At 65.4% G+C, this 20,972-nt stretch carries 14 protein-coding genes, 1 tRNA gene and 1 pseudogene; 5 read left to right on the top strand and 11 right to left on the bottom strand.

Going from position 1 to position 20,972, the window contains the following annotated elements:
- Window positions 1-16: 16 nt before the first annotated feature.
- Window positions 17-1,933, bottom strand: coding sequence for an ATP-binding cassette domain-containing protein (locus ACFPAH_RS21080; protein ID WP_379749273.1), 1,917 nt, complete (start codon window positions 1,931-1,933; stop codon window positions 17-19).
- A 237-nt stretch (window positions 1,934-2,170) separates the two neighbouring features.
- Here ACFPAH_RS21080 and ACFPAH_RS21075 point away from each other — a divergent pair.
- Together ACFPAH_RS21075 and ACFPAH_RS21070 are read left to right on the top strand one after the other, a co-directional pair.
- Window positions 2,171-2,245 (top strand) — tRNA-Arg (locus tag ACFPAH_RS21075).
- Window positions 2,246-2,421: 176 nt separating this feature from the next.
- A pseudogene (locus ACFPAH_RS21070) lies at window positions 2,422-2,604 on the top strand (Arm DNA-binding domain-containing protein); the annotation flags it as partial.
- A gap of 77 nt (window positions 2,605-2,681) precedes the next feature.
- On the opposite strand, the gene ACFPAH_RS21065 reads toward ACFPAH_RS21070, so the two are convergent.
- The 4 genes from ACFPAH_RS21065 to ACFPAH_RS21050 are packed head-to-tail and all read right to left on the bottom strand — an operon-like array spanning window position 2,682 to window position 9,010.
- Entirely contained in the window at window positions 2,682-2,948 is a 267-nt protein-coding gene (locus ACFPAH_RS21065; RefSeq protein WP_379749271.1) for a PAAR domain-containing protein, read from the bottom strand.
- Window positions 2,949-2,951: 3 nt separating this feature from the next.
- Complete coding sequence (locus ACFPAH_RS21060) at window positions 2,952-4,439, bottom strand: T6SS immunity protein Tli4 family protein (protein ID WP_379749269.1); 1,488 nt, start codon at window positions 4,437-4,439, stop codon at window positions 2,952-2,954.
- 10 nt (window positions 4,440-4,449) lie between these two features.
- Entirely contained in the window at window positions 4,450-6,246 is a 1,797-nt protein-coding gene (locus ACFPAH_RS21055) for an esterase/lipase family protein (RefSeq protein ID WP_379749267.1), read from the bottom strand.
- A 19-nt stretch (window positions 6,247-6,265) separates the two neighbouring features.
- Complete coding sequence (locus ACFPAH_RS21050) at window positions 6,266-9,010, bottom strand: type VI secretion system Vgr family protein (protein ID WP_379749265.1); 2,745 nt, start codon at window positions 9,008-9,010, stop codon at window positions 6,266-6,268.
- A gap of 603 nt (window positions 9,011-9,613) precedes the next feature.
- Between ACFPAH_RS21050 and ACFPAH_RS21045 the strand changes: the two genes are divergently transcribed.
- Together ACFPAH_RS21045 and ACFPAH_RS21040 are read left to right on the top strand one after the other, a co-directional pair.
- Window positions 9,614-9,787, top strand: a complete 174-nt coding sequence (locus ACFPAH_RS21045; protein WP_379749263.1) for a hypothetical protein — start codon at window positions 9,614-9,616, stop codon at window positions 9,785-9,787.
- Window positions 9,788-9,945: 158 nt separating this feature from the next.
- Entirely contained in the window at window positions 9,946-10,578 is a 633-nt protein-coding gene (locus ACFPAH_RS21040) for a DedA family protein (protein WP_379749261.1), read from the top strand.
- Window positions 10,579-10,584: 6 nt separating this feature from the next.
- Here the strand turns inward: ACFPAH_RS21040 and ACFPAH_RS21035 are convergent, their stop codons facing one another.
- The 5 genes from ACFPAH_RS21035 to ACFPAH_RS21015 all read right to left on the bottom strand — a co-directional run bounded on the left by ACFPAH_RS21035 (window position 10,585) and on the right by ACFPAH_RS21015 (window position 19,215).
- Window positions 10,585-11,271: a response regulator gene (locus ACFPAH_RS21035; protein WP_379749259.1), complete on the bottom strand. Its 687-nt coding sequence runs from the start codon at window positions 11,269-11,271 to the stop codon at window positions 10,585-10,587.
- A gap of 52 nt (window positions 11,272-11,323) precedes the next feature.
- Window positions 11,324-15,562: a hybrid sensor histidine kinase/response regulator gene (locus ACFPAH_RS21030; protein ID WP_379749257.1), complete on the bottom strand. Its 4,239-nt coding sequence runs from the start codon at window positions 15,560-15,562 to the stop codon at window positions 11,324-11,326.
- Window positions 15,563-15,752: 190 nt separating this feature from the next.
- Window positions 15,753-17,549 (bottom strand): gamma-glutamyltransferase, encoded by a 1,797-nt coding sequence (ggt, locus tag ACFPAH_RS21025; protein WP_379749255.1) that lies wholly within the window; start codon window positions 17,547-17,549, stop codon window positions 15,753-15,755.
- 99 nt (window positions 17,550-17,648) lie between these two features.
- Entirely contained in the window at window positions 17,649-18,407 is a 759-nt protein-coding gene (locus ACFPAH_RS21020) for a 3-hydroxyacyl-CoA dehydrogenase (RefSeq protein ID WP_379749253.1), read from the bottom strand.
- A gap of 160 nt (window positions 18,408-18,567) precedes the next feature.
- Window positions 18,568-19,215, bottom strand: coding sequence for a hypothetical protein (locus tag ACFPAH_RS21015; RefSeq protein ID WP_379749251.1), 648 nt, complete (start codon window positions 19,213-19,215; stop codon window positions 18,568-18,570).
- Between the two features lie 177 nt (window positions 19,216-19,392).
- On the opposite strand from ACFPAH_RS21015, the gene ACFPAH_RS21010 reads away from it, so the two are divergent.
- The gene (locus ACFPAH_RS21010; RefSeq protein ID WP_379749249.1) at window positions 19,393-20,691 is read left to right on the top strand and encodes an acetyl-CoA hydrolase/transferase family protein; all 1,299 of its coding nucleotides are present in this window, start codon (window positions 19,393-19,395) and stop codon (window positions 20,689-20,691) included.
- A gap of 83 nt (window positions 20,692-20,774) precedes the next feature.
- Here the strand turns inward: ACFPAH_RS21010 and ACFPAH_RS21005 are convergent, their stop codons facing one another.
- Window positions 20,775-20,969 (bottom strand): DUF1059 domain-containing protein, encoded by a 195-nt coding sequence (locus ACFPAH_RS21005; protein ID WP_379749247.1) that lies wholly within the window; start codon window positions 20,967-20,969, stop codon window positions 20,775-20,777.
- Between the last annotated feature and the right edge of the window lie 3 nt (window positions 20,970-20,972).

Raw genomic sequence — 20,972 nt, 5'->3', positions numbered from 1 at the left:
TCCGTGGCGCCGATCATTACGCTTCGCCGCGCGAGCGTGCCTCGATCCGTTCCCAGCGATCGAGCAGTTCGAGCAGCAGCTCGTCGATCTCGGCATACCGGGCGTTGATGCGGCGCGCGTCGGCCGGGCTGGACTTGTAGAAGTCCGGCGAGTTGAGCTGGGCCGTGATGGCCGACTGCTCGTCCTCGAGCAAGGCGATCTGCTTCGGCAGCTCGTCCAGTTCGCGCTGCTCCTTGTAGCTCAGCTTGACCTTTTTCGGTGCTGCGCTCTCGCTCGGTGCGGCCTCGGGCGCTTTCGCCGGCGCCGGCTTCGCGGGGCTGGCGGCCGGCTGCGGCGCGGCGGCCCGGACGCGTTCCCAGTCGCTGTAGCCGCCGACGTATTCGCGCCACAGGCCCTGCCCTTCAGCAACGATGACCTGGGTCACGACGTTGTCGAGGAAGGTGCGGTCGTGGCTGACGAGGAACACGGTGCCCGTATATTCCTCGAGCAGCTCTTCCAGCAGTTCCAGCGTATCGATGTCGAGGTCGTTGGTCGGTTCGTCGAGCACCAGGCAGTTGGCCGGCTTGGCGAACAGGCGCGCCAGCAGCAGGCGGTTGCGCTCGCCGCCGGAGAGCGATTTCACCGGCGAACGGGCACGCTCGGGCGCGAACAGGAAGTCGTTCAGGTAAGTCATCACGTGCTTGCGCTGGCCGTTGATCTCGACCCAGTCGCTGCCCGGCGCGATGGTGTCGGCCAGGCTCGCTTCCTCGTTGAGCTGGGTGCGCATCTGGTCGAAATAGGCCACGTTCAGTTTGGTGCCGAGGCGGGTGGTGCCGCTGTCGGCCGTTTCCTCGCCCAGGATGATCTTCAGCAGCGTGGTCTTGCCGGCGCCGTTCGGGCCGATCAGGCCGACCTTGTCGCCGCGCAGGATGGTGCCGGTGAAGTTGCTGACGATGACTTTCTCGCCAAACGATTTGGACACGTTTTCGAGTTCGGCGACGATCTTGCCGGAACGTTCCCCGGTGCCGACGTCGAGCTTGATCTGGCCCTGGGTATCGCGGCGCGCCTGGCGTTGTAGGCGCAATGCCTCGAGGCGGCGCACGCGGCCCTCGTCGCGGGTACGGCGCGCCTGCACGCCCTTGCGGATCCAGACTTCTTCCTGCGCCAGGAACTTGTCGAACTTCGCGTTCTCGACTTCTTCGTTGGCGAGCAGCTCGCGCTTGCGCTCCTGATAGGTGGAGAAATTGCCGGGGAAGGACAACAGCTTGCCGCGGTCGAGTTCGATGATGCGGGTGGCGACGTTGTCGAGGAAGCTGCGGTCGTGGGTGATGAACAGGACCGAGCCGCGGAACTCGCGCAGCAGGCCCTCGAGCCACATGATCGACTTGAAGTCGAGGTGGTTGGTCGGCTCGTCGAGCAGCAGCACGTCCGGCGCCGACACCAGGGCCACGGCCAGCGCCACCCGCTTTTGCATCCCGCCCGAGAGCGTGCCCATCTTCGCTTCGCGCGCCAGTCCCAGGCGGTCGAGCGTGGTGTCGACCTTGTTGTTGAGATTCCAGCCATCGGTGGCGTCCAGCTTGACCTGCAACACATGCATGCGCTCCATCAGGGCGTCGTCGTCGCCCTGGCCGAACTGCCCGGTCAGGGCCTCGTATTCGGCCAGCATGCCCTGCAGTTCGCCCATGCCGGCGGCGACCGCCTCGAACACGGTCGACTCGGGATCGAAAGTCGGCTCCTGCTCGACATAGGCGATCTTGACGCCCTGTTGCATGACGAGCAGGCCGTCGTCGAGCTTGAAGCGCCCGGCGATGGTTTTCAGGAGCGAGGATTTGCCGGTGCCGTTACGGCCGATCAGGCCGACACGCTCGCCGGTTTCGAGGGAAAAGTCGGCATGGTCGAGCAGCGCGACGTGACCGAACGCGAGTTGCGCGGACGAGAGGGAAATGACAGCCATAATCTTGTGAGCGGGCCGGCCGTGCATGTCCTGACAGACCTGCGGCGCAGCGGGGATGTGAAAGAAGCCGCCATTGTACCGATTGCGGCGCGTTCACTTCCAACTAAGCTTCCAATTAACACGCTTTCCTCGGCTATAATTGCAGTCGGTTCACGATACCGGCCTGCCCTGCAGGGTCCGCTCGCCGAACTGCAGGCCCGCCTGCGTTGTCGTGGCGCCAACGGCGTCACATGCGTCCTCCCCGTAGCACAATGGATAGTGCACATGCCTCCTAAGCGTGGGATACTGGTTCGATTCCAGTCGGGGGGACCACCTCTTTAAATCGGGATGTTTCACGGCATCTCAACATTCCGCCTCACACTCTGAGGCAGCGCAAAACGCCAATCTCATCAGGAACCATCCTGAGTCCGGCCATCTCAAAATACTGTTGGTACTTTTTGTTGGTACCTTCATGTCGACGTCAAACACATACCAACAGGGCGGACGAGATGGCACTTACAGACACGTTCATTCGGCAGGCGAAGTGGAGCGGCACGAAAGCCGGCGACAAGCACAGTGACGGTGGTGGGCTGTATCTTCTGGTCAACGCAGTCGGCAAGTATTAGCGCTTGAACTACCGTTTTGCCGGCAAACAGAAGACGCTCGCCATTGGCGTCTACCCTGCCGTAAGTCGTCGAGCTCGGATTTACGTGTGGCCCAGGCGCTCAAGGTAGTTCAGCACATGCCCTTGAGAAATCAGGAGGCCGGGTCATTGCCCGCTGAAGTTTCCGATAGACGCTATCAAGCTTGCTCCACAAGTCGTCTTGTGCCCATCGTAGGCAACAGCAACGCCGTTGATAACGTGACTCGGATCGCCTTCGGCAATCGTGCATTTGTCATGCCCCTTGATGGGACAACTGCATGCGTCACCGACGCAGGCGACCGGTATTCCGTCGACCGTAAAATACGTGGCGCTCACACTTTCGACCTTGCCACCATGGGACGTCGCGTCACCTAATCGAATCACGTTGGGCATCGCTCAGCCTTTCGTATTGGGCGGGGTCCCTTCGCCACGGCCAGCTTCGTGCCTGGTATCGGTAGCGTCTTTCGGAAGGTCATCAGGGGAAGAGATTTGCGGAATTGAGCTTGGCTGCGCCGTCATGTCTGCAAGAGAAGGCGCATCTTCGTAGCTGACCAGTTTCCACATGGTCGCCGTCCGGTAAGAAGGCCGTTCTCCCTTGAGCTTTTGCCATATCGACGGCTCGCCCAGCGAAACCACATGTGGCATGCGTTCGCCGGCCTTGATGTGTTGCCTCCGCTCACCTTGTAATTTTCCCGATGCGTCGCACTCCCACCAGCCAGTCTGTGGGCAGGTGCGGCCGGTTGCCGCCAGTTCGCCGAGCGGAAGATGCTGTTGCGGGTCGGCTCCGGCGGTCCTGGCAGGCATGGCGCTCGTCGGGCGCACACGGAAGGTGCTGGTGATCTTGTCCCAGAGCGCGACGGCCTCCTCGTCGGTGAGGCTGGCTTTGATGGCGCCCGCGGCATTGTCGCCGACGCCGGTCTGGAGCTGGAAGCTCGCATAGGGCTTGAAGGGGTCGTTAGGTACGCCGGTGAACCTCAGCTCGAAATCATGGAAAGAATGGACGCCTTCCTCATCGGGTGCGCGCATCAGCACCTCGTAACCGGTTGTCCAGTCCCGGATCTGGCGTGGGCTCTCGCGGAAGTATTTGACCTTGGCGAACACTTTATCCAGTTCGGGCGTCAACGGCTCCTTCATGCGTTTCCATTGGGCCTTAAGCGAAGAGCCTTCCGGGTCGCGGGGGGTGGGGCGGACTTCAACCGACAGATGCGCGTCCGGAAATTCCTTCAGGCGGAAGCCGATGCTGACGAATTCGCCAGGATGGTTCTTCTCGTCATCCGGCGAGTCCGGCAGGAAGGCCCTCTCGAGGCAGTTGCCGGGTTCGGCAGGGGCTTCGTCGTCCGCACGTTGGCGCAGGCGCCGGGCCATGCTTTTGATGTCTGCGATGACTTCGTCTTTTTGCCTTTTCAACGGACGCGCATCAATAATGACGCCGTCATTGTTTAGTCCAAAGAAGCCACTAATTTTCAGTTCAGCCATCGCTTCAAAGCCTTCGTAGCCTGTGACGATTTGCCCTTCAGGCTGCCGCATCTCGTCCACTGAAATCAGCAAGGGGATGTTATTAAGGTAAATGGCCTTTTCACTTTTCAGCTCGTCGACGAACTTCTGGGCCAATCCCTTCACTTCATCCACGCCATCACGGTAGATGGTGACGCCCAGCGGGACGTCCGTGGCCCCCCAGACGACGGTAGCCGATGCCGGCACGTCGACCATGAACCGGCCGAAGCAGACGGTTTTCGTTTTCTCGAACAAGGGTTGCAGGCGGGGCGTGAGGGCGGTCATGTTCGGCGTCTTCCATTCTTTCGGGTGAGGGTCGCATGCCGCGAGCAGCAGGCTCGCGGCAGCAAGCGGAACAAGGATGAGGCGTCTGCGGGCGGTCGGGTACATGGTATTCCTTTCAGCATTTCCAGCTTGCGTTCTGGGCGATGCGCACGATGCTGTACAAGGTCGAGGCGATGGCCCGTGGATCCTTGAAACTGGACTGGTGTTCGTAACCGGTCTGCCGGAACACACCTTTGAACATGCCGCTGTGCAGCTGGTGATCGGCGGACCTGGCGGGCACCGTCTGGTCGCCAGGTGCGCTTGCTGGAAGAATTGTCGCGTGAATCGATTTATTACCACCTGGGTTTGAAATCGGGGCGGCAGAAGCCTTGCTGAGATTAGGACCGGGGATGGAGGGGCTCTCTGCGAATGTCTTGCCACGGTAGTTGACATCCCAACGGACCAGTTCGAGCTTCCCTTGTCTCGTATCGCTGATAATAGGCCAGTCCTGCCACCCACTGGGGTCGGCACAGTTCCTGATGTCCCATACCACTTCGCCAAAGCTTTGTCGCCCGCGGTCGGCGCCATAATGGGCGTAACTGTTGGGGTGATAGGTGCCCGCGATCGTCTGATGAAATTGCTGCACCCGATCCAGATATCCGCATGTCCGCTCGAATGACCCGCCCCCTTGCTTTGGCGTGCGGTTGGATGGATTGATCCAGTCCTCCCGGAACAGCGCATACCATTTGCCCTGCAGCTTGTAGATTTCATTGTAGGGATCGCCCCGCTTCGGCCAGGCTTCCAGGTCGCGCCCGTTGTGGCGCACCCGCAGCCAGCCGTTGCCGTAGGATTCGGTCGGCAGCAGCTGCAGTGCGCCCTGAGCGTTCGCCAGCACTGCCGTCACTTCGTCGCCGTAATTGCCGGCCACCTTGGCGGCAAGGCTTTCCTGCGGCGAACTCATCAAGCCCGGATCCTTGAATCCCGCCCGCATGCGCTTGTAGGCGGCCGGCGCGCCGACAGCCGGCATCACGCCGTGCACGATGCCCAGCACCTTGTCCTGCAGATTGCCATAGGCCGGATGCACCAGCGCCCGGCCGACCAGCCCGCCCATGGAATGGGTGACGACGATCACCTGCTTGCACTGGTATCCGGAGCCGTTCAGGTCGTCGATGACCTTGTTGATGCGCTCGGCGATGATTTTCGCGCTGTCGCCGTTCGACTGCAGCCAGTTGTAGCCGAATGCATACACGGCAAACCAGCAACCGGTGGCAACCTTCTTGAGCTCGTCCTCGGTCAGGGCCTGCTGAGGCAGCCTGGGGTCGGGATTCCATGCCTGTGGATCGACGCCGACGACGTCGCGCCACTCTTGCCGGACCTTGCCACCGGAAAAAGTATTGTTCAGGCGTGACTCCAAATGCTGCAGCAGCTCGCCATAGCTCTTGAAGAAGACTTCGCCCCAGCCCCGCTCTCGTGCCTTCTGGACGGCGGTGCGCCGGTTTTTGGCTGTGGGGGGATCGTCCATCAGCAACGGCGAATTGAGGCTGTCATCGAGTTCGACGTTGGCGTGCCGTCCGTCGCCGCTGACGTCCGACGGTCCGGCAGGATCGTAGATGTCGACCGTGGTTTGCAAGGGGTCCAGCCGCAGCTGGCGTTCATCTGGCGGAGTCCCCGAATTCTTGGTTATGTTTGTTGCTCCCAGGGTATCCGGCCGCCATGCAATGTTGTCCTTCCGGCGGAGTTCGCGCTGCCGCTGGGCGCTCATGCGCAGGTTCGAGCCCATGATCCCGGGCAGGAAGATGACCGGCAATACCCGCTTGGGCAGGAGCCTCGCGCACTGTGGCCGCTTGTCCTGCTTCGGTGTGGCAAAGCCTTCGGCCTTGCCAGCGGCGCCGGGATTCAGTTGGGCGGGTAACGGATGTTCTGCGGTCGCCATCGGTTTCGTTCTCCTGTAATCAGTCGTCGAGCGTTTCGATGCTGTAGCGCCCGAAAGGAACGGCGCTGTCAACCCGCTCGGTCAAGCCAGCCGCATCGGTCCGTCCCTCGAACGTCCGGCCGTCTTCCGTGGTGATGCGATAGCGCTGGTTTGTCATCGGCTCGTCGGTCCCCATCCAACGCAAGACGGTCTGCAGGTCGTGTGCGGACTCGCTTTTGGGCAGCGTTACCGCAGCCGGACTGCCTCCACCTGGCTTGACGTGGGCGAACTTCGACGATTTGATGGTGTGCTCGCCGCTGCTTTGCTGGGTAATCGCGCCGCCGCCAATGTCTACCTGCGCGCCTTGCGCCACGAAACGCAGCTTGGGCGCCTGCAGCACGATCTCGTCGGTGGCAGTCAGAACGATGCGTTTGGCGGAAGTGACCTCGATATCGTCGCCGTGCGTCTGCAATTCGAGCTTGCCGCTGGCGGCAATCAGCTTGATACCGAGTCGGTGTGCAAACAAACTGATGCTTTCCGAAACGCGCGCCAGCAGCTTCCTGCCGACCGACAGCTGGGTATTGCCGATGCTGAGCACATCGATATGCGTCTGCGCGCCGATCGCAATGTTGTCCTGGCTGGTCATGGCGACGCCGGCCGGCGCGGACAGCGCCACCACGGGCTGGCCGCCGGCCCCGTCCTTTTCGGTATTGCTGCCGGCTTCCCATTGCTTCAGGTAGCCGATCAGTTGTTCGAGCTCCCTGTCGTCGGTACTGTCCGCGTGATGCGTCGACGCCAGTTCAGCCAGTTGCTTCTGCAATCCCTGCAAGGCCTCGGCCAAGCCAAGAAGCTCGCTGCGATCCAGCTGTTTTCCGCTCGCATTCTGGCGCGCGGCGGCACTGATCAAGACGCCTTGCGCGCCCCGGAGCGCGACGGCATGGTCGCTGCGCAGCTCCGCACCTTCGCCGCGCGCCTCGCCTTTGCCGTCCTTGCGCGGGTGGGTCAGCCACCCCAAGTTCAACTCGCTGTGACCGTGCTGGGACGACAGCTGTGCATTGATCTGGCCCGCCGTGTCATCCAACCGCAACTGGTTGTAGCGGTTGCCGCCGATCTCCTTGCTCTTGATGCCAGCCACATATCGGTTTCCAGGCAGCGCTCCTGCATGACTGAACGCAGGCGGCGGTGCCATGCCCCCGTAGACTTGCCCAACGATGATCGGCTTGTCCGGATCGCCGCCAAGGAAGCCAACCAGGACCTCATCGCCGACGCGCGGCAGCGTGATCGTTCCCCACTGATTGCTGGCCCAGGTGCTGGCGACCCGTATCCAGGCGGAGTCCCGGTCGCTGCCGCTGGCACCGGGGCCTTGCGCATGCGCGTGGTCTTCGACCCTGGTGCCGGGAAAGCGTACCTTGACCCGCCCGTATTCATCACAATGCACTTCTTCGCCGGGCGGGCCGACGACGATTGCACTTTGCAGTTGCGGACGCGGGAGATCGGTACGCGGATCGAATGCCGGCACGATCGGAATGCTGCGGCGAACGCAGGCAAAGCGGTTCGTGTAGCGCATGCCGCGTTCGGCGCTGGCCTGGCGCAGACCGCTGTCGAAATGGGCTTCATGCCACCGGTTGAGCGCGAATAGCCGCTCTATCCGCTCGTCAAGTGTCTTCGGCAGGTTGTTCTCCGCATCGACCTCCAGGCGCGTGATGACAAATTCCCGTTCCTGCGGCGAGTGGGTGTCGATATCCGGATGGCCGCTCACGGCAATCCATTCCCCGACACAAAGCGCGCGCACACTTCCCTCGCCATAAAAGCACTTGGAGTCGTACTCATGGCGCTTCATGCGCAGTTCGCCAAGCTCGCGGTAATCGTCGCAGTCCTCCCCAGCATGCGGCACGTCGACCAGGTAGTCATCGAGACCGAGCGCGAAACGGTTACCGGTCGCGCCCTGGTCGATACATGACGGCGTATTGGCGGTCATCGGCCGGCCCTGCAGGTAGTCCCAGCTGAGACGGTTGAGATTGCCCGGGACGAGCTTGCGTACCGGACTCCACGCGAAGATGGTATCGCTTTGCTCGGTACCGTCGTCCCGGTGGTAGCGCACCACGCCGGCGGCATTTTGCGGCAGCGTAAATCCGTCGTTGAACAGCACCAAGGTGTGTGCCGGCATGTCCTCGCGCTGTGATTCGCTGGCGAGCCCTGGCCGCATGAACCACGCGATGCCGCGCCGTTTCCACAAGCGGCGCAAGAAGTCGGCATCGGACTCGTTGTGCTGCATGGTGAATTCGCGGGCCGGGAAGCTGCCTTTCACGTGCGACCAGTCCACGTCGAATGCCCTGGCCAGCACCGGATTGTTCTGGCGCCACTCGTCCACAATGACTTGCGTGATGTCCAGTTCGTTCATGTTGCGGAAGACCCGGGTACTGGTGCGCTGCTCCATCAGTGCCAGTGCATCGCGCAGCACCAGTTCATAGGTCGCCAGGCCACCATCGCTCTCGCCGGCAGCCGCTTGCGCGACGATGCCGCATACCGCGCGCATGTTGCCGCGGTCCGTCACGAACTGCAGCTCGACCGGCAGTGCGATGAACTCCTTCAGAGGGAGATCGGCACGTGTCGACACGCACAGGAGCCGGTATTCGAGTCCGCCGCAGAGTGTTTCGGCTCCGCTGACATGCTTGACTAGCAGGACGTCGCTGTGCGCTTGCTGTCCTTGCGAAAGCCGCAAACGGATGGGGCGATTCAACTCGGTCAGGCCAGTAAATCCTTCAATCAGGTCCTTGAGGTTCATTTAGCCGCCGTTGAGACTGCTATAACCCGATGACGAAATAGGGCGACAATGAGCATTCGGCCTCCGATATATGTGTCTTCGCAAGACATTCCAAAAATCAATGGTATGTACTCGGAACGACAATATCTTTGACATCAAACAAGCTCGAGCTTGTTCATGCTTGTAGCGTGGCCGCGCGGATGTACAGGTGGGCGATTCAAAACATCCGATTGCAACAACTTAACCAGCGGCTGCGGTTGTTGGTACTTTTGTTGGTATTCGACTGACGACGCTCAGCCAAATAAAGCGCCATGCGGGATTGCAGAGGCTCTTCGATTCCAGTCGGGGGAGCACCGCTTCCCTTCCGGGCTTACAGGCCCTCCGCCGTCTCCGATCTTCTCCTCCCGCAAAGCTGCGCGCCTGCTGTCCTCCAGACCGCGCCCTGTCGAGGCCTGCTCAAACGTGTCATCCTGCCAGGCCGATTGTAAATTTATTTCAAGCAATATATAATATTCTTTTAGGCAACAAACTTTGCGGCGCGATACGGCGCGAGCCGGCATCGCACGACATCCGCCTTCGCCCTCCGGTCCACGCCAGCTTCCGCATTCTTACCGTACCAGCGATATGAGCAATCTCAGCGACATCGAGCACCTCGGCGACGCCTTCGACACCTGCACCACCACACCCGGCGGCGACGCGCCCGCGGCGGGCCACACCTATCCGTGGGTCGGCCTGGCCCTGGTCGTGTCGAGCGCGGCCCTGAGCTGCGGGGCGGCCTACTTCGTGCTGGCGGGCTGAGCGAAGGGGGGAGTCCGCGCAAGCGCCGCCTCCCCGGCACGCATCCGTTCGAGCGGCGCCCGGCGCCGCATTGACACGTATTTCCCAAACACATCGAAGCGGGGACGGCCGCCGGCCCGGTATATGATCGTTCCACCTGTGCCTGCCTGGAGCGTGCAATGTTTGAATTCATCACCGGGTTCCTGGAAAAGAGCGGCTACCTCGGCGTCTTTGCGCTGATGGCCCTGGAAAATATTTTCCCGCCCATTCCGTCTGAAATGATCATGCCGTTCGCCGGTTTCGTCGTTGCCCGCGGCGACCTGAACCTGGTCGGCGTGCTGCTGGCCGGCACGGCGGGCTCGGTGGCCGGCGCCCTGCCCTGGTATTACGCGGCCAAGGTGTATGGCTGCGAACGGCTCAAGAAGCTGGCCGGGCGCCGCGCGCGCTGGCTGACCATCGACGCCGCCGATATCGACAAGGCGCTCGACGCCTTTCGCCGCCACGGGCGCAAGACCGTGCTGTTCGGCCGCCTGATTCCGGCCGTGCGTACCCTTATCTCGGTGCCGGCCGGCCTGGCCGAGATGTCGATGGGGCGCTTCCTGTTGTATTCGAGCATAGGCTCGCTGGCCTGGACCGGCCTGCTGATGGCGGCCGGCTTCCTGCTCGAGGACAAATACACCGAGGTCGCGAAATATGTCGATCCGGTATCGAAAACCATCTTCGGCGCCATGCTGGCCTGGTACCTGTACCGCGTGGTCACCTGGCGCGCGCCGGCCAAGGCGGCCAAGCCCGCCGAGCACGAAGTGCCCTGACCCGCCCTAGGGGGCTTCGCCGGCGGCCAGCAATCCGGCCTGGCGCGCCACCGCCGCGCGTGCCGCGGCCAGGCCGTTCTCCACCGTGGCGGGGCGCGGGGCCGCTTCCGCCTGCGCCAGCCGGGCCGCCGCCGCGTGCAGGCCGAGCGTGGAACAAGCGCCGCGCAGCCGGGCCAGCCGTTCGGCACATGGGCCCAGCTCGCCCTGGGCCATCCAGGCCTCGATGGCGGGAGCGGCCTCCTGCAGCTGGCGCTCGAGTGCCTCGAGGTAGAGCGCCAGGCGGCGCAGTTCGACGCCGAGCCGGCGCGCGCTGGCCGCCGGCGTCTCGTCCGCCTGGAGTGCCATCAGGTGCGGGCGCACGCCTTCGATCCGGAACGGCTTGACCACGTAGCCGGCCGCGCCGAGCGCGTCCGCTTCCTCGATCGTGGCGCCGTCGTTGGCTGCCGACACCAGCACGAAGGGCACGGCCGCGAGTTCGGGGCGGGCCTTGACGCGCGCCAGCAGTTCGGTGCCCGACAGAGCGGGCATGCGCAGGTCGCAAAAGATGAGGGCCGGACGCAGCCCAGCTTCGAGCTGGCGCCAGGCATCCAGGCCGTCCTCGGCTTCGAGGATCTGGTACGCGCCGCAACTGTCGACCAGGTGCATCAACATCATGCGCGATACCACGTCGTCGTCCACCACCAGCACCTTCATTGCCTCTCCCCGGATTTTGTTGCCCTGGAGAACATTATAGAGACTTTCGGTATCAGGCGGGTAACTGCTCGAACGGTGCGAGCAAGCCTTCCAGGTCCGGCAAGCCGGCCCGGACTTCGGCCAGGTTGCCGGCGTCGGCCGCCGCTTCGAGTCCGGCGCAGCGCAGCGCCAGCTGGTCCGCGCCGAGATGGACGGCGCTGCCGCGCAAGCCGTGCAGCACGCGTCCGGCCGCCTCCAGGTCGCCCGCCTCGAGCGCGGCGCGCAGCTCGCTGCGGCGGCGCGGCAGGTCGCTGGCGAACGCGGCGCGCAGGTGCGCATGGAAGGCAGCGCGGCCGGGCACCGGCATCGCGGGCGCCGCGCGCGCCGGCTCGGTGACGCCGAACAGCGCGTCGAGTTCGGCGGTGCTGGGCGCGCGCGGCGCACGGGGCGCCATCGGCGGCAGGTCGATGCCGCGCTGCAGCTGGCGCTCGATTGCCCGGCTCAACTGGAAGTGCAGTGCCGCCTCGTCGATCGGCTTGGCCAGGAAGGCGTCCATGCCGCAGGCAAGATAGCGGTCGCGGTCCTCGTCGCTGGCATTCGCGGTGAGCGCGACGATCATCAGGTGCTGGTCGAGCACCGCGGCGTCCAGGGTGCCGCCGGCGCGGATCAGGCGGGTGGCGGTGGCGCCGTCGATTTCCGGCATGCGCCCGTCCATCAGGATGATGTCGTAGCGCGTGCGCGCGCAGGCCGCCACCGCCAGCGCGCCGTTGTCGACGATGTCGATCTCGTGGCCCATTTCCTCGACCATCATGCGGGCGATGATCTGGTTGGTGGCGAAGTCCTCCGCGCACAGCACGCGCAGGCGGTGCGTGTGCGGGGTGCGCGGGGCCTGCTCGACCGCCGGCGGCTCGACGCCATCGTGCAGCGGCAGCACGAAACTGAAGGTACTGCCTTCTCCCGGGCGGCTTTCGACGCCGATCGCGCCCTGCATCAGCTCCACCAGCTGGCGGCAGATGGCCAGCCCCAGGCCGGTGCCGCCATAGCGGCGCGTGGTCGTGGTGTCGGCCTGCTCGAACTTTTCGAACAGGCGCGGCAGCGCGCTCGATTCGATACCGATTCCGGTGTCCTGCACCGAAAACCGTATCATGTGCGGGGCCAGCCCCGGGGCCTGGTCTTCGGGGCGGCGCTCGACGCTCAGGGTCACCATCCCGCTCGGCGTGAACTTGAAGGCATTCCCGACCAGGTTGATCAGGACCTGGCGCAGGCGCGTCGGGTCGCCCACCACGAAGCGCGGCAGGTCGTTGTCGAGCTCGATGGCGAAGCCGACGCTCTGGGCTGCCGCCTGCTCGGAAAACAGCCCGGCCACGTTGCTGATCGCCGCGTCGAGCGCGAAATCGATGTTTTCGATGGTCAGCTTGCCGGCCTCGATCTTCGAGAAGTCGAGCAGGTCGTTGATAATCGCCAGCAGCGACTGGGCATTGGCCTGTCCACGCTCGATCTGCTCGCGGGTCGCTTCGCGCAAGCGCTCGTCGCGCAGCGCAAAGCCGAGCATGCCGATCACCCCGGCCAGCGGCGTGCGCATCTCGTGGCTCATGTTGGCGAGGAATTCGGACTTCTGGCGCGCGGCGTCCTCGGCGCGCTGCTTGGCCAGTTGCAGGCGCTGCTCGTTCTCGTACAAGGCGCGGTTGGCTTCCGCCAGCTCGACCGTGTTGCGGCGCACCTCGCGCTCGCGTTCGCGCAGCTCCTCGGTCTGGCGCTCGAGCAGGCGGTTCTGCAACGCGATCTCTTCGGTGCGGGCGCCGACCTGGCGCTCCAGGCGCGCCTTTTGGCGGGACAGGCCGCGCACCCGCAGCCCGTAGGTGGCATAGCACAGGCCGGCAAACAGCAGCAGCGCGCCGAAGCGGAACCACCAGGTACCCCAGACCGGCGGCTCGACCGTGATCGCCAGCGTGGCCGGGGTGTCGCTCCAGACGCCGTCCTTGTTGGCTGCGCGCACCCGGAACACGTACCGCCCCGGATCGAGGTTGGTGTAGGTGGCGAAGCGCTTGCCGGCATCGGCCTGGACCCAGCCCTGGTCGAATCCCTCGAGCTGGTAGGCGAAGCGGTTGCGCTTCGGGGCCGCGTAGTGCAGGGCCGAGAATTCGAGCGAGAACACCGAGTGCTCGCTCGACAAGGTGATGGCGCGCGCACTTTCGACCGGTCCCGTGAGCAGCTCCGGATAGGCGCTCTGCACCGGGCGGTTGAAGATCTGGATGCCGGTGATGACGGCGCGCGGCGCCACCCCGTTGTTGCGCAGCGCGCGCGGGTTGAACGCGGTGATGCCGTTGAAGCCGCCGAAGTACAGTGTGCCGTTCGGCCCGCGCACGCCGGAGCCGTCGAAATAGGCGCCGTCGATGGTGCCGTCGGCCGCGCTATAGCTGCGCCAGCTGTTCCTGGCCGGATCGAAACGCGACAGGCCGCTGGTCGTGCTGACCCAGATGATGCCGTCGAGGTCCTCCAGGATCGAGGCGACCGAATCGTCGATCAGGCCGTCGCGCGTCGAGTAGCGCACGAAGCTGACCGAGCCGTCGGCGGCGGTGACCATCTTGTTCAGCCCTACCGCGGTGCCGACCCAGATGTTGCCGGCCTTGTCTTCGAGTAGCGCATGGATTTCGTCATGGCTGAGACTGGACGGGTCATAGGCGTCGTGACGGAAATGGCGGAAGCGCTGGTTGGCGCGGTCGAGCAGGTCGAGGCCGTGGAACGACCCTACCCAGATCCTGCCGCGCCGGTCGTGCAGCACCGGGCGCACCATGTTGTCGGACAGGCTGAACTGGCGGCCAGGATCGTGGCGCCAGGTTTCCAGCGCGCCCGTGCGCGGTTCGAGCCGGTGCAGGCCGCCACGGGTGGAAATCCAGACCGCGCCGTCGCGCCCGAGCGTCATCGCGCGGACGTTGTTGGCCGCGGTGTCGCCGGACACGAGCACGCGCCGCCTGAACTGCCCGGCAGCGACGTCGAAACGGGTGATGCCGCTGCGTCCGCCGACCCAGACCACGCCGTCGCGATCGCGCACGACCGCGTTCACCGAGGCGTCGATCAGGCTGTTCGGATTGCCCGGTTCGTGGCGCCAGATACGGTAGGCATCCGCTTTCGGCAAGGCCGGGTCGAACAACTGCAGGGTACTGGCCGAGGCCAGCCAGAGGCGGCCGCTGCCGTCGTTGTCCATGTCGCGCACGCGGTTGTCGGCCGGCTTGCCGGGACCGTCATGCTCGCGCACGATGCGGGCGAAGCCGCCGCTGCCGAGGTCGACGCGCGAGACGCCGGCATACCAGGTGCCGACCCAGAAAGTACCGAGGCGGTCGCGGTACAGCGAGGAAATGTGGTCGTCGGCCAGGCTGTTGCGGTCGGTGGCCACCTTGCGGTAGGACTCGAAGCGGCCGGCCTGGGCATCCCAGCGGTAAGCGCCGTCGTCGTGGGCGCCCGCCCACACCTGCCCGTGGCCGTCGTCGTAGAGGATCGAGATCCAGGCCCGCGGAATACCGTCGGCCGGCCCGAGGTGGCGGCGCTTGCCGGCGCCGGGGCCCGCCAGCGGCATCCTTTCCAGCCCGTCGAGCAGCCCGATCCACAGGGTGTCCGCGCCGTCGACCAGGAGCGCCTGCACCGGCGGCCGGCGGCCTGCGCCGCCCCGGTGGTGCTCGAAGCGGCCGCTTGCGGGGTCGAGGCTGTCGAGGCCGGCCTCGGTGCCGACCCACAGGCGGCCGCGCCTGTCGAGGGCAAGCGCGAGGATGTCGTCGCTGGCCAGGCTTTCGCGCTCGCCGGGGACGTGGTGCCAGGTCGTGAAACGGCCTCTGGCAATGTCGAAATGCTGCAGGCCGTCCCCGGTGCCGAGCCAGAGGCCGCCTTTGCCGTCGTCGATGATGGCGCGCAGGTGGAGGTTGCCGTTGCCGCGCCGCGCCGGCTCCTCCGGCAGGAAGTGACGGAAACCCTGGGTCGCGGGGTCGTAGCGCGCCAGGCCGCCGTCGGTACCGATCCACAGGCGCCCGGCCGGATCCACGTGCAGCACCTTGATCCAGTTGTTCGGCAGCGTGGTCGGGTCGCCGACGACGTTACGGAAATTGACGAAGCGGTAGCCGTCGAAGCGCGACAGCCCGTACTGGGTGCCGAACCACATGAAGCCGTCGGGGTCCTGGACCATCGACAACACCGATTCCTGGGCCATGCCGTCCTCGACGCTCAGGTGCTCGAAACGCAGGGTCGGCGCCGGCGCGGCGGCGGCCGGCACGGCCAGACAGCCGGCCAGCGCCAGCAACAGGGCGAACAGCAAGGCCTTCATACGTGCGCGAAGGCCGAGACGAGGACAGGCCTGCCCTGCCCGCTTGCGGGGCGCGCGTGCAATAAAACCGGCCGGAAACGGTTGTCACCGCTTCCGGCCAGCGTCGGTCCGGTAGGTCGTTTGCTGTCCACGCCATAAGGTTAGCAAACAAACTTGACCGTGAGGGAAATTATTGCCTGTCGGTTACTCTTTAGTCACCTTTTGCAACGCCTTCGCGTCGCGGATCCGCACCGCCGAACCACCACGGCTCGCCATGAATCGGCAGCAGCATGATCCCGTGCAGGCCGGAATTCTGTTCGCTCTGGCGTACCGCATGGCCACGCGCCTTGAGCGCATCGACCGTCGCTTGCGGGAAGCGGGCCGCTTCCAGTTCGGTCGGCCCGTTGCGGCTGCCGAAATTCGGCAGCGAAATGGCCTGCTGCACGTTCAGGCCCCAGTCGAGCGTGCCGACCAGCACCTTGGCCACGTAATTGATGATGGCCGGGCCGCCGGGGGAGCCGACCGCCAGCACCAGTTTCCCGGTCTTCTTGTCGAACACGATCGTCGGCGACATCGCGCTGCGCGGGCGCTTACCGGGCTCGACCCGGTTTGCGATCGGCCCGTTGGCATCAACCGAGTCGAAGGAAAAGTCGGTCAGCTGGTTGTTCAGGAGGAAGCCGCCCACCATCTGGCGCGAGCCGAACGCGTCTTCGATCGTGGTCGTCATCGACAGCCCGGCGCCCTGCCCGTCGACCACCACCAGGTGCGAGGTCGATGGGGTTTCGATGGCGTTGTCCGTGCCCCAGGCGACCTCCATGCCGGGCGGCGTGCCGGCCGGCGCTTCGCCCATCGAGCGTTCCTTGATCAGGCCGGCGCGCTGGGCGAGATAGGCCTTGTCGATCAGGCTCGGCACGCCGCGTCCGGGCAGCGGCACGAAGTCGGCGTCCGCCGCGTAGCGATTGCGGTCGGCATAGGCGAGGCGCCCGACCTCGGAGAACAGGTGCACCGCGTCCACGCCCGGCACGCCGTCGACCGGGGCAAGCCTGGCCATGTCGCGCGTCTCGAACATGCCCAGCATCTGGGCTACCGCAATGCCGCCCGAGGACGGCGGCGGCATGCCGCAGACCGTGAAGGCGCGGTAGTCGCTGCACACCGGCTCGCGCACCTTGGGCCGGTAGTTGGCGATGTCGGTGCTGGTCAGCAGGCCGGGGTTGGTCGGGTGCGACTTGACCTTGGCGGCGATGTCGCGCGCGATCCGGCCTTTATAGAAGGCATCGGCGCCGCCGCGGGCGATGTCGCGCAGGGTTTTCGCCAGCGCCGGGTTCTTCAGCACATGGCCGACCGGCCAGGGCTTGCCGTCCTTGTCGTAGAAATAGCGGGCAGCGACCGGATCCTTGCGGATGTGGGCGTCCCAGGTCAGGAGGCCATTGAGGCGCGCGCTGACCGCGAAGCCGCGTTCCGACATCCGGATCGCCGGCTCGAACAGCGTCTTCCACGGCAGCTTGCCGTGCTGCTTGTGCGCCAGCTCGAGCATGCGCAGCACGCCCGGCGCACCGACCGAACGTCCACCGACCACGCCGGCGGTGCGCGAGACCGGGGTGCCGTCCGGGTTCTGGAACAGGTGCTCGGTGGCCGCCATCGGTGCCGTCTCGCGGCCGTCGAAGGCCTGTACCTTCCTGCCGTCGTAGTGCATGAGGAAGGCGCCGCCGCCGATGCCGGAGCTTTGCGGCTCGACCAGGGTCAGCATCATCTGCGTGGCGATCGCCGCATCGATGGCGCTGCCGCCCTTCTTCAACATCTCGTAGCCCGCCTCGACGGCGAGCGGGTTGGCGGCGGCCACCATGTACTTGCGGGCGGCCCAGCCGGCCTTGTCGGCATAGCCGGTGGCAATTTCCGGCGCGCGCTGGGCCACCTCCTGGGCCAACGCCGGCGCCGCGGGCAGGGTCAACGCCAGCAAGGCGGCAGCCTGCGCCAGGCTCGTCAAGGCGAGCGTCTTGAACTTGATCATCGGGTCTCCAAAAGCAAAACGGGCGTGCACGGCAAGCCGCCGCGCACGCCCGATACCGTTGGCATCCTACATCAAATTGCCGAACGGTTCCTTTCGGCTTTATTTTGGCTGCATGCGGATGGCGCCGTCGAGGCGGATGGTTTCGCCGTTGAGCATGACGTTCTCGATGATGGCTTTCGCCAGGTGGGCGTATTCCTTCGGCATGCCCAGGCGCGGCGGGAACGGTACCATCTTGCCGAGCGAGTCGCGCACTTCCTGCGGCATGCCCATCAGCATCGGGGTCTCGAAGATGCCCGGGGCGATCGTCATCACGCGGATGCCGCTGCGCGCCAGGTCGCGTGCCATCGGCAGCGTCATGCCGGCCACCGCCGCTTTCGAGGAGCCATAGGCCGCCTGGCCGATCTGGCCGTCGAAGGCCGCCACCGAGGCGGTATTGATGATGATGCCGCGCTCGCCGTATTCGCCGGCTTCGGTATTGCCCATCGCTTCGGCCGCCAGGCGCGACATATTGAAGGTGCCGACCAGGTTGATGTTCACGGCGCGCTGGAACACGTCCAGCGGATGCGGTCCGTCCTTGCCGACGGTCTTGACGGCCGGCGCCACGCCGGCGCAGTTGACCAGGCCGCGCAGCACGCCCATGGCCACTGCCGCGGCGACGACCGCCTTGCCGTCTTCTTCAAGGGTGACGTCGCACTTGACGAACTGCCCGTTCAACTCGGCTGCCAGCGCGGCGCCGGCTTCGGCCTGCACGTCGGCGATGACGACCTTGCCGCCGGCTTCGGTGATCATGCGTGCGGTGGCCGCTCCCAGGCCCGACGCGCCGCCGGTGACGATGAACACATTGTTCTGAATTTGCATGGTTTTCCCTTTGTTGTCCCGTTGTGCCTTCGTTTTGACGTTTACGTTAACGTCAACCCGCGAGATTGTAGCGAACTTTTGCCGGGAAAAACCACGTTTGGACGAAAAGCCTTGGCACAGCGGCCGGCCGGGCCATCCTTTTTGGGCGCGCCGCCGCTTTTTAAAAGCATTGCATCGTATTGCCGGTGCGGGTGCACAGCCGTCCGGCGTCGTTCACGGCGGCGTTGCCGACCCCCGTGTTGTAGGTGCCGCCCGCGGTATCGGTGCAGTTGCCGCCGAGGCAACTGTTGATCTGCACCGGCCCGGCGACGGCCGGCACCGGTTGCGGGGGCGGCGGCGCCGCCAGCGGCAGCGGCCGGCTCGGCAGCACCTCAGGCACGGTGGCGATGCGCTGCTCCACCGAGCGGCGCGGTTTGCGCGCCGCCTGTTTCTTCGACGGTTTCCTGGTGTCGGTCTTGGCGGGGACGGCCTGCTGGGGCGCCGGCCGCGCCGACGGGTCGACCTCGTCGTGCCGGCCTGGCGGCTGCGCGCCCGCCTTTTCTTCCTGGGCTTGCGGGCTCTGCTCCGGCTGGGCGCCGGGTTCGGAACGGGTCGTCTGGGGGTGCAGTACCGGGCCGTAGCTGGGCCCGCTTGCGGGGGGAACGCGCTGCTGCGCGGTAGCCGGCGCGGCCGCTTGGCCGCTGGCCTGGGTGCGCTCCTGGGTGCGCTGCTGGCCCTGTCCTGCCGCGGTGCTGGCGGCCAGCGCGACGAGCAAAGCCAGCGCGATCTGCGCGATCCGGACAGGCTTCGAGTGTTTCGCATGCTTCATGATGGACCTCCATGCAGCCGATTCGGTCATGACACGATTATCTGCCCATCCAGGCGGCGGCGGCGCGCGCTTGTGCCCAGCCGTCAAGTCCACGTCAGCTTCGCGCGTTACGCTGGGGTGCGACCCGGGCAGCCCCGCCTGCCGGGCCACCGCGACCATCATCGAACGGAGACGGCAATGCAGACGGTACACCAGCAATACGAAGCCAAGCGCGTCGGCGCAACCGAAGCCCTGGCGCAACTGCGTGATAACGACATGATCATCGTGCCGACCGGCGTCGGCGAGCCGCCCGCCCTGCTCGGCGCGCTCTCGAGCGAGCGCACGCGCTGGCGCGGCATTCGCGTGGCGCAGATCCTGGCAATGCGCAAGTACGGGTATTTCGACCAGGACAGCGCCCACCACGTGCGCCATGCGGCCCTGTTCTTCGGCGGCGCCTCGCGCGCCAGCGGCCAGGGAGGTTGGTGCGACTTTATTCCGAACTATTTTTCCGAGATCCCGGTTCTCATCGAACGCGGCCTGATGCCCTGCGACGTCGTGTTCGCCATGGCCTCGAGCATGAACGACCAGGGTTTCTTCTCGCTCAGCCTCGGCACCGACTACACGATGGCCGCGATCGCCCGGGCGCGCCTGGTCGTGCTGGAAGTCAATCCGAACGTGCCCTTCGCGCACGGGCAGTGCCATGTGCACATCTCGCAGGTCAGTGCCCTGGTCGAGAGCAGCGACCCGATCCTCGAAGTCGGCCTGCCCGCCATCGGCCCGGTGCAGGAAGCGATCGGCAAGTACGTGGCCGACATGATCGAGGACGGCTCGACCCTGCAGATCGGCTACGGCGGCATCCCGGACGCGGTGGTGATGCAGCTGACCGGCAAGCAGGACCTGGGCGTGCATACGGAGATGATCGGCGACGGCATCCTGCGCCTGGTCGAGTGCGGCGCGGTGACCAACCGCAAGAAGACGCTGCTGCCGGGGAAGATGGTCGCCACCTTCGCCCTCGGCTCGCGCCGCCTGTACGAGTTCATGCACCACAATCCGATGCTCGAGATGCACCCGTCGAACTTCACCAACGACCCGTACATCGCCGGGCAAAACGACAAGCTGATGTCGATTAACGCCAGCCTGCAGGTCGATTTGCTGGGACAGTGCGGCAGCGAAAGCATCGCCCACCTGCCCTATTCCGGCACCGGCGGCCAGGTCGATTTCGTGCGCGCGGCGAACCGCTCGCGCGGCGGCAAGTCCTTCATCGTACTGCCCTCGACCGCCAAGGACGGGACCATCTCGCGCATCGTGCCGACGCTCACGCCCGGCACCCACGCGACGACCAGCAAGAACGACGTCAACTACGTGGTGACCGAGTACGGCGTGGCCCAGTTGCGCGGCAAGTCGGCCAAGCAGCGCGCGCAGGAGCTGATCGCGATCGCCCACCCGGACTTCCGCGCGCAGTTACGCGAGGAGGCGAACCGGATGTGCGTGTTCTGAAGCGCGGTTCGGCAGGCGCATGCGCGTGCGGACCCTGCGGGGCTCGGCGGGCCCGCCTTTGGCGTTGCGCCGTTCGGCCCGGTTCACTCCGGCGGCGAGCCTTCGTGCATGGCACCTTTCAGCTGCTGGCGGAACTCGGGCGTGTCGGGGTGTCCGTGGACGCTCGCGGCGTGCTGGACCGCCACCTCCATCAGCTCCTCTTCGCTGTCGGCCGCAATCGTCACCGAACATTTCGTGTCGCTCGGAAACTCGCGGCAATCGATGTATTTGCGTGCCATGAT

Origin of the sequence: Massilia sp. GCM10023247 (assembly GCF_042653325.1) — a bacterium.
GTDB lineage: Bacteria > Pseudomonadota > Gammaproteobacteria > Burkholderiales > Burkholderiaceae_D > Telluria.
This window is presented reverse-complemented; position numbering and strand designations above follow the sequence as displayed.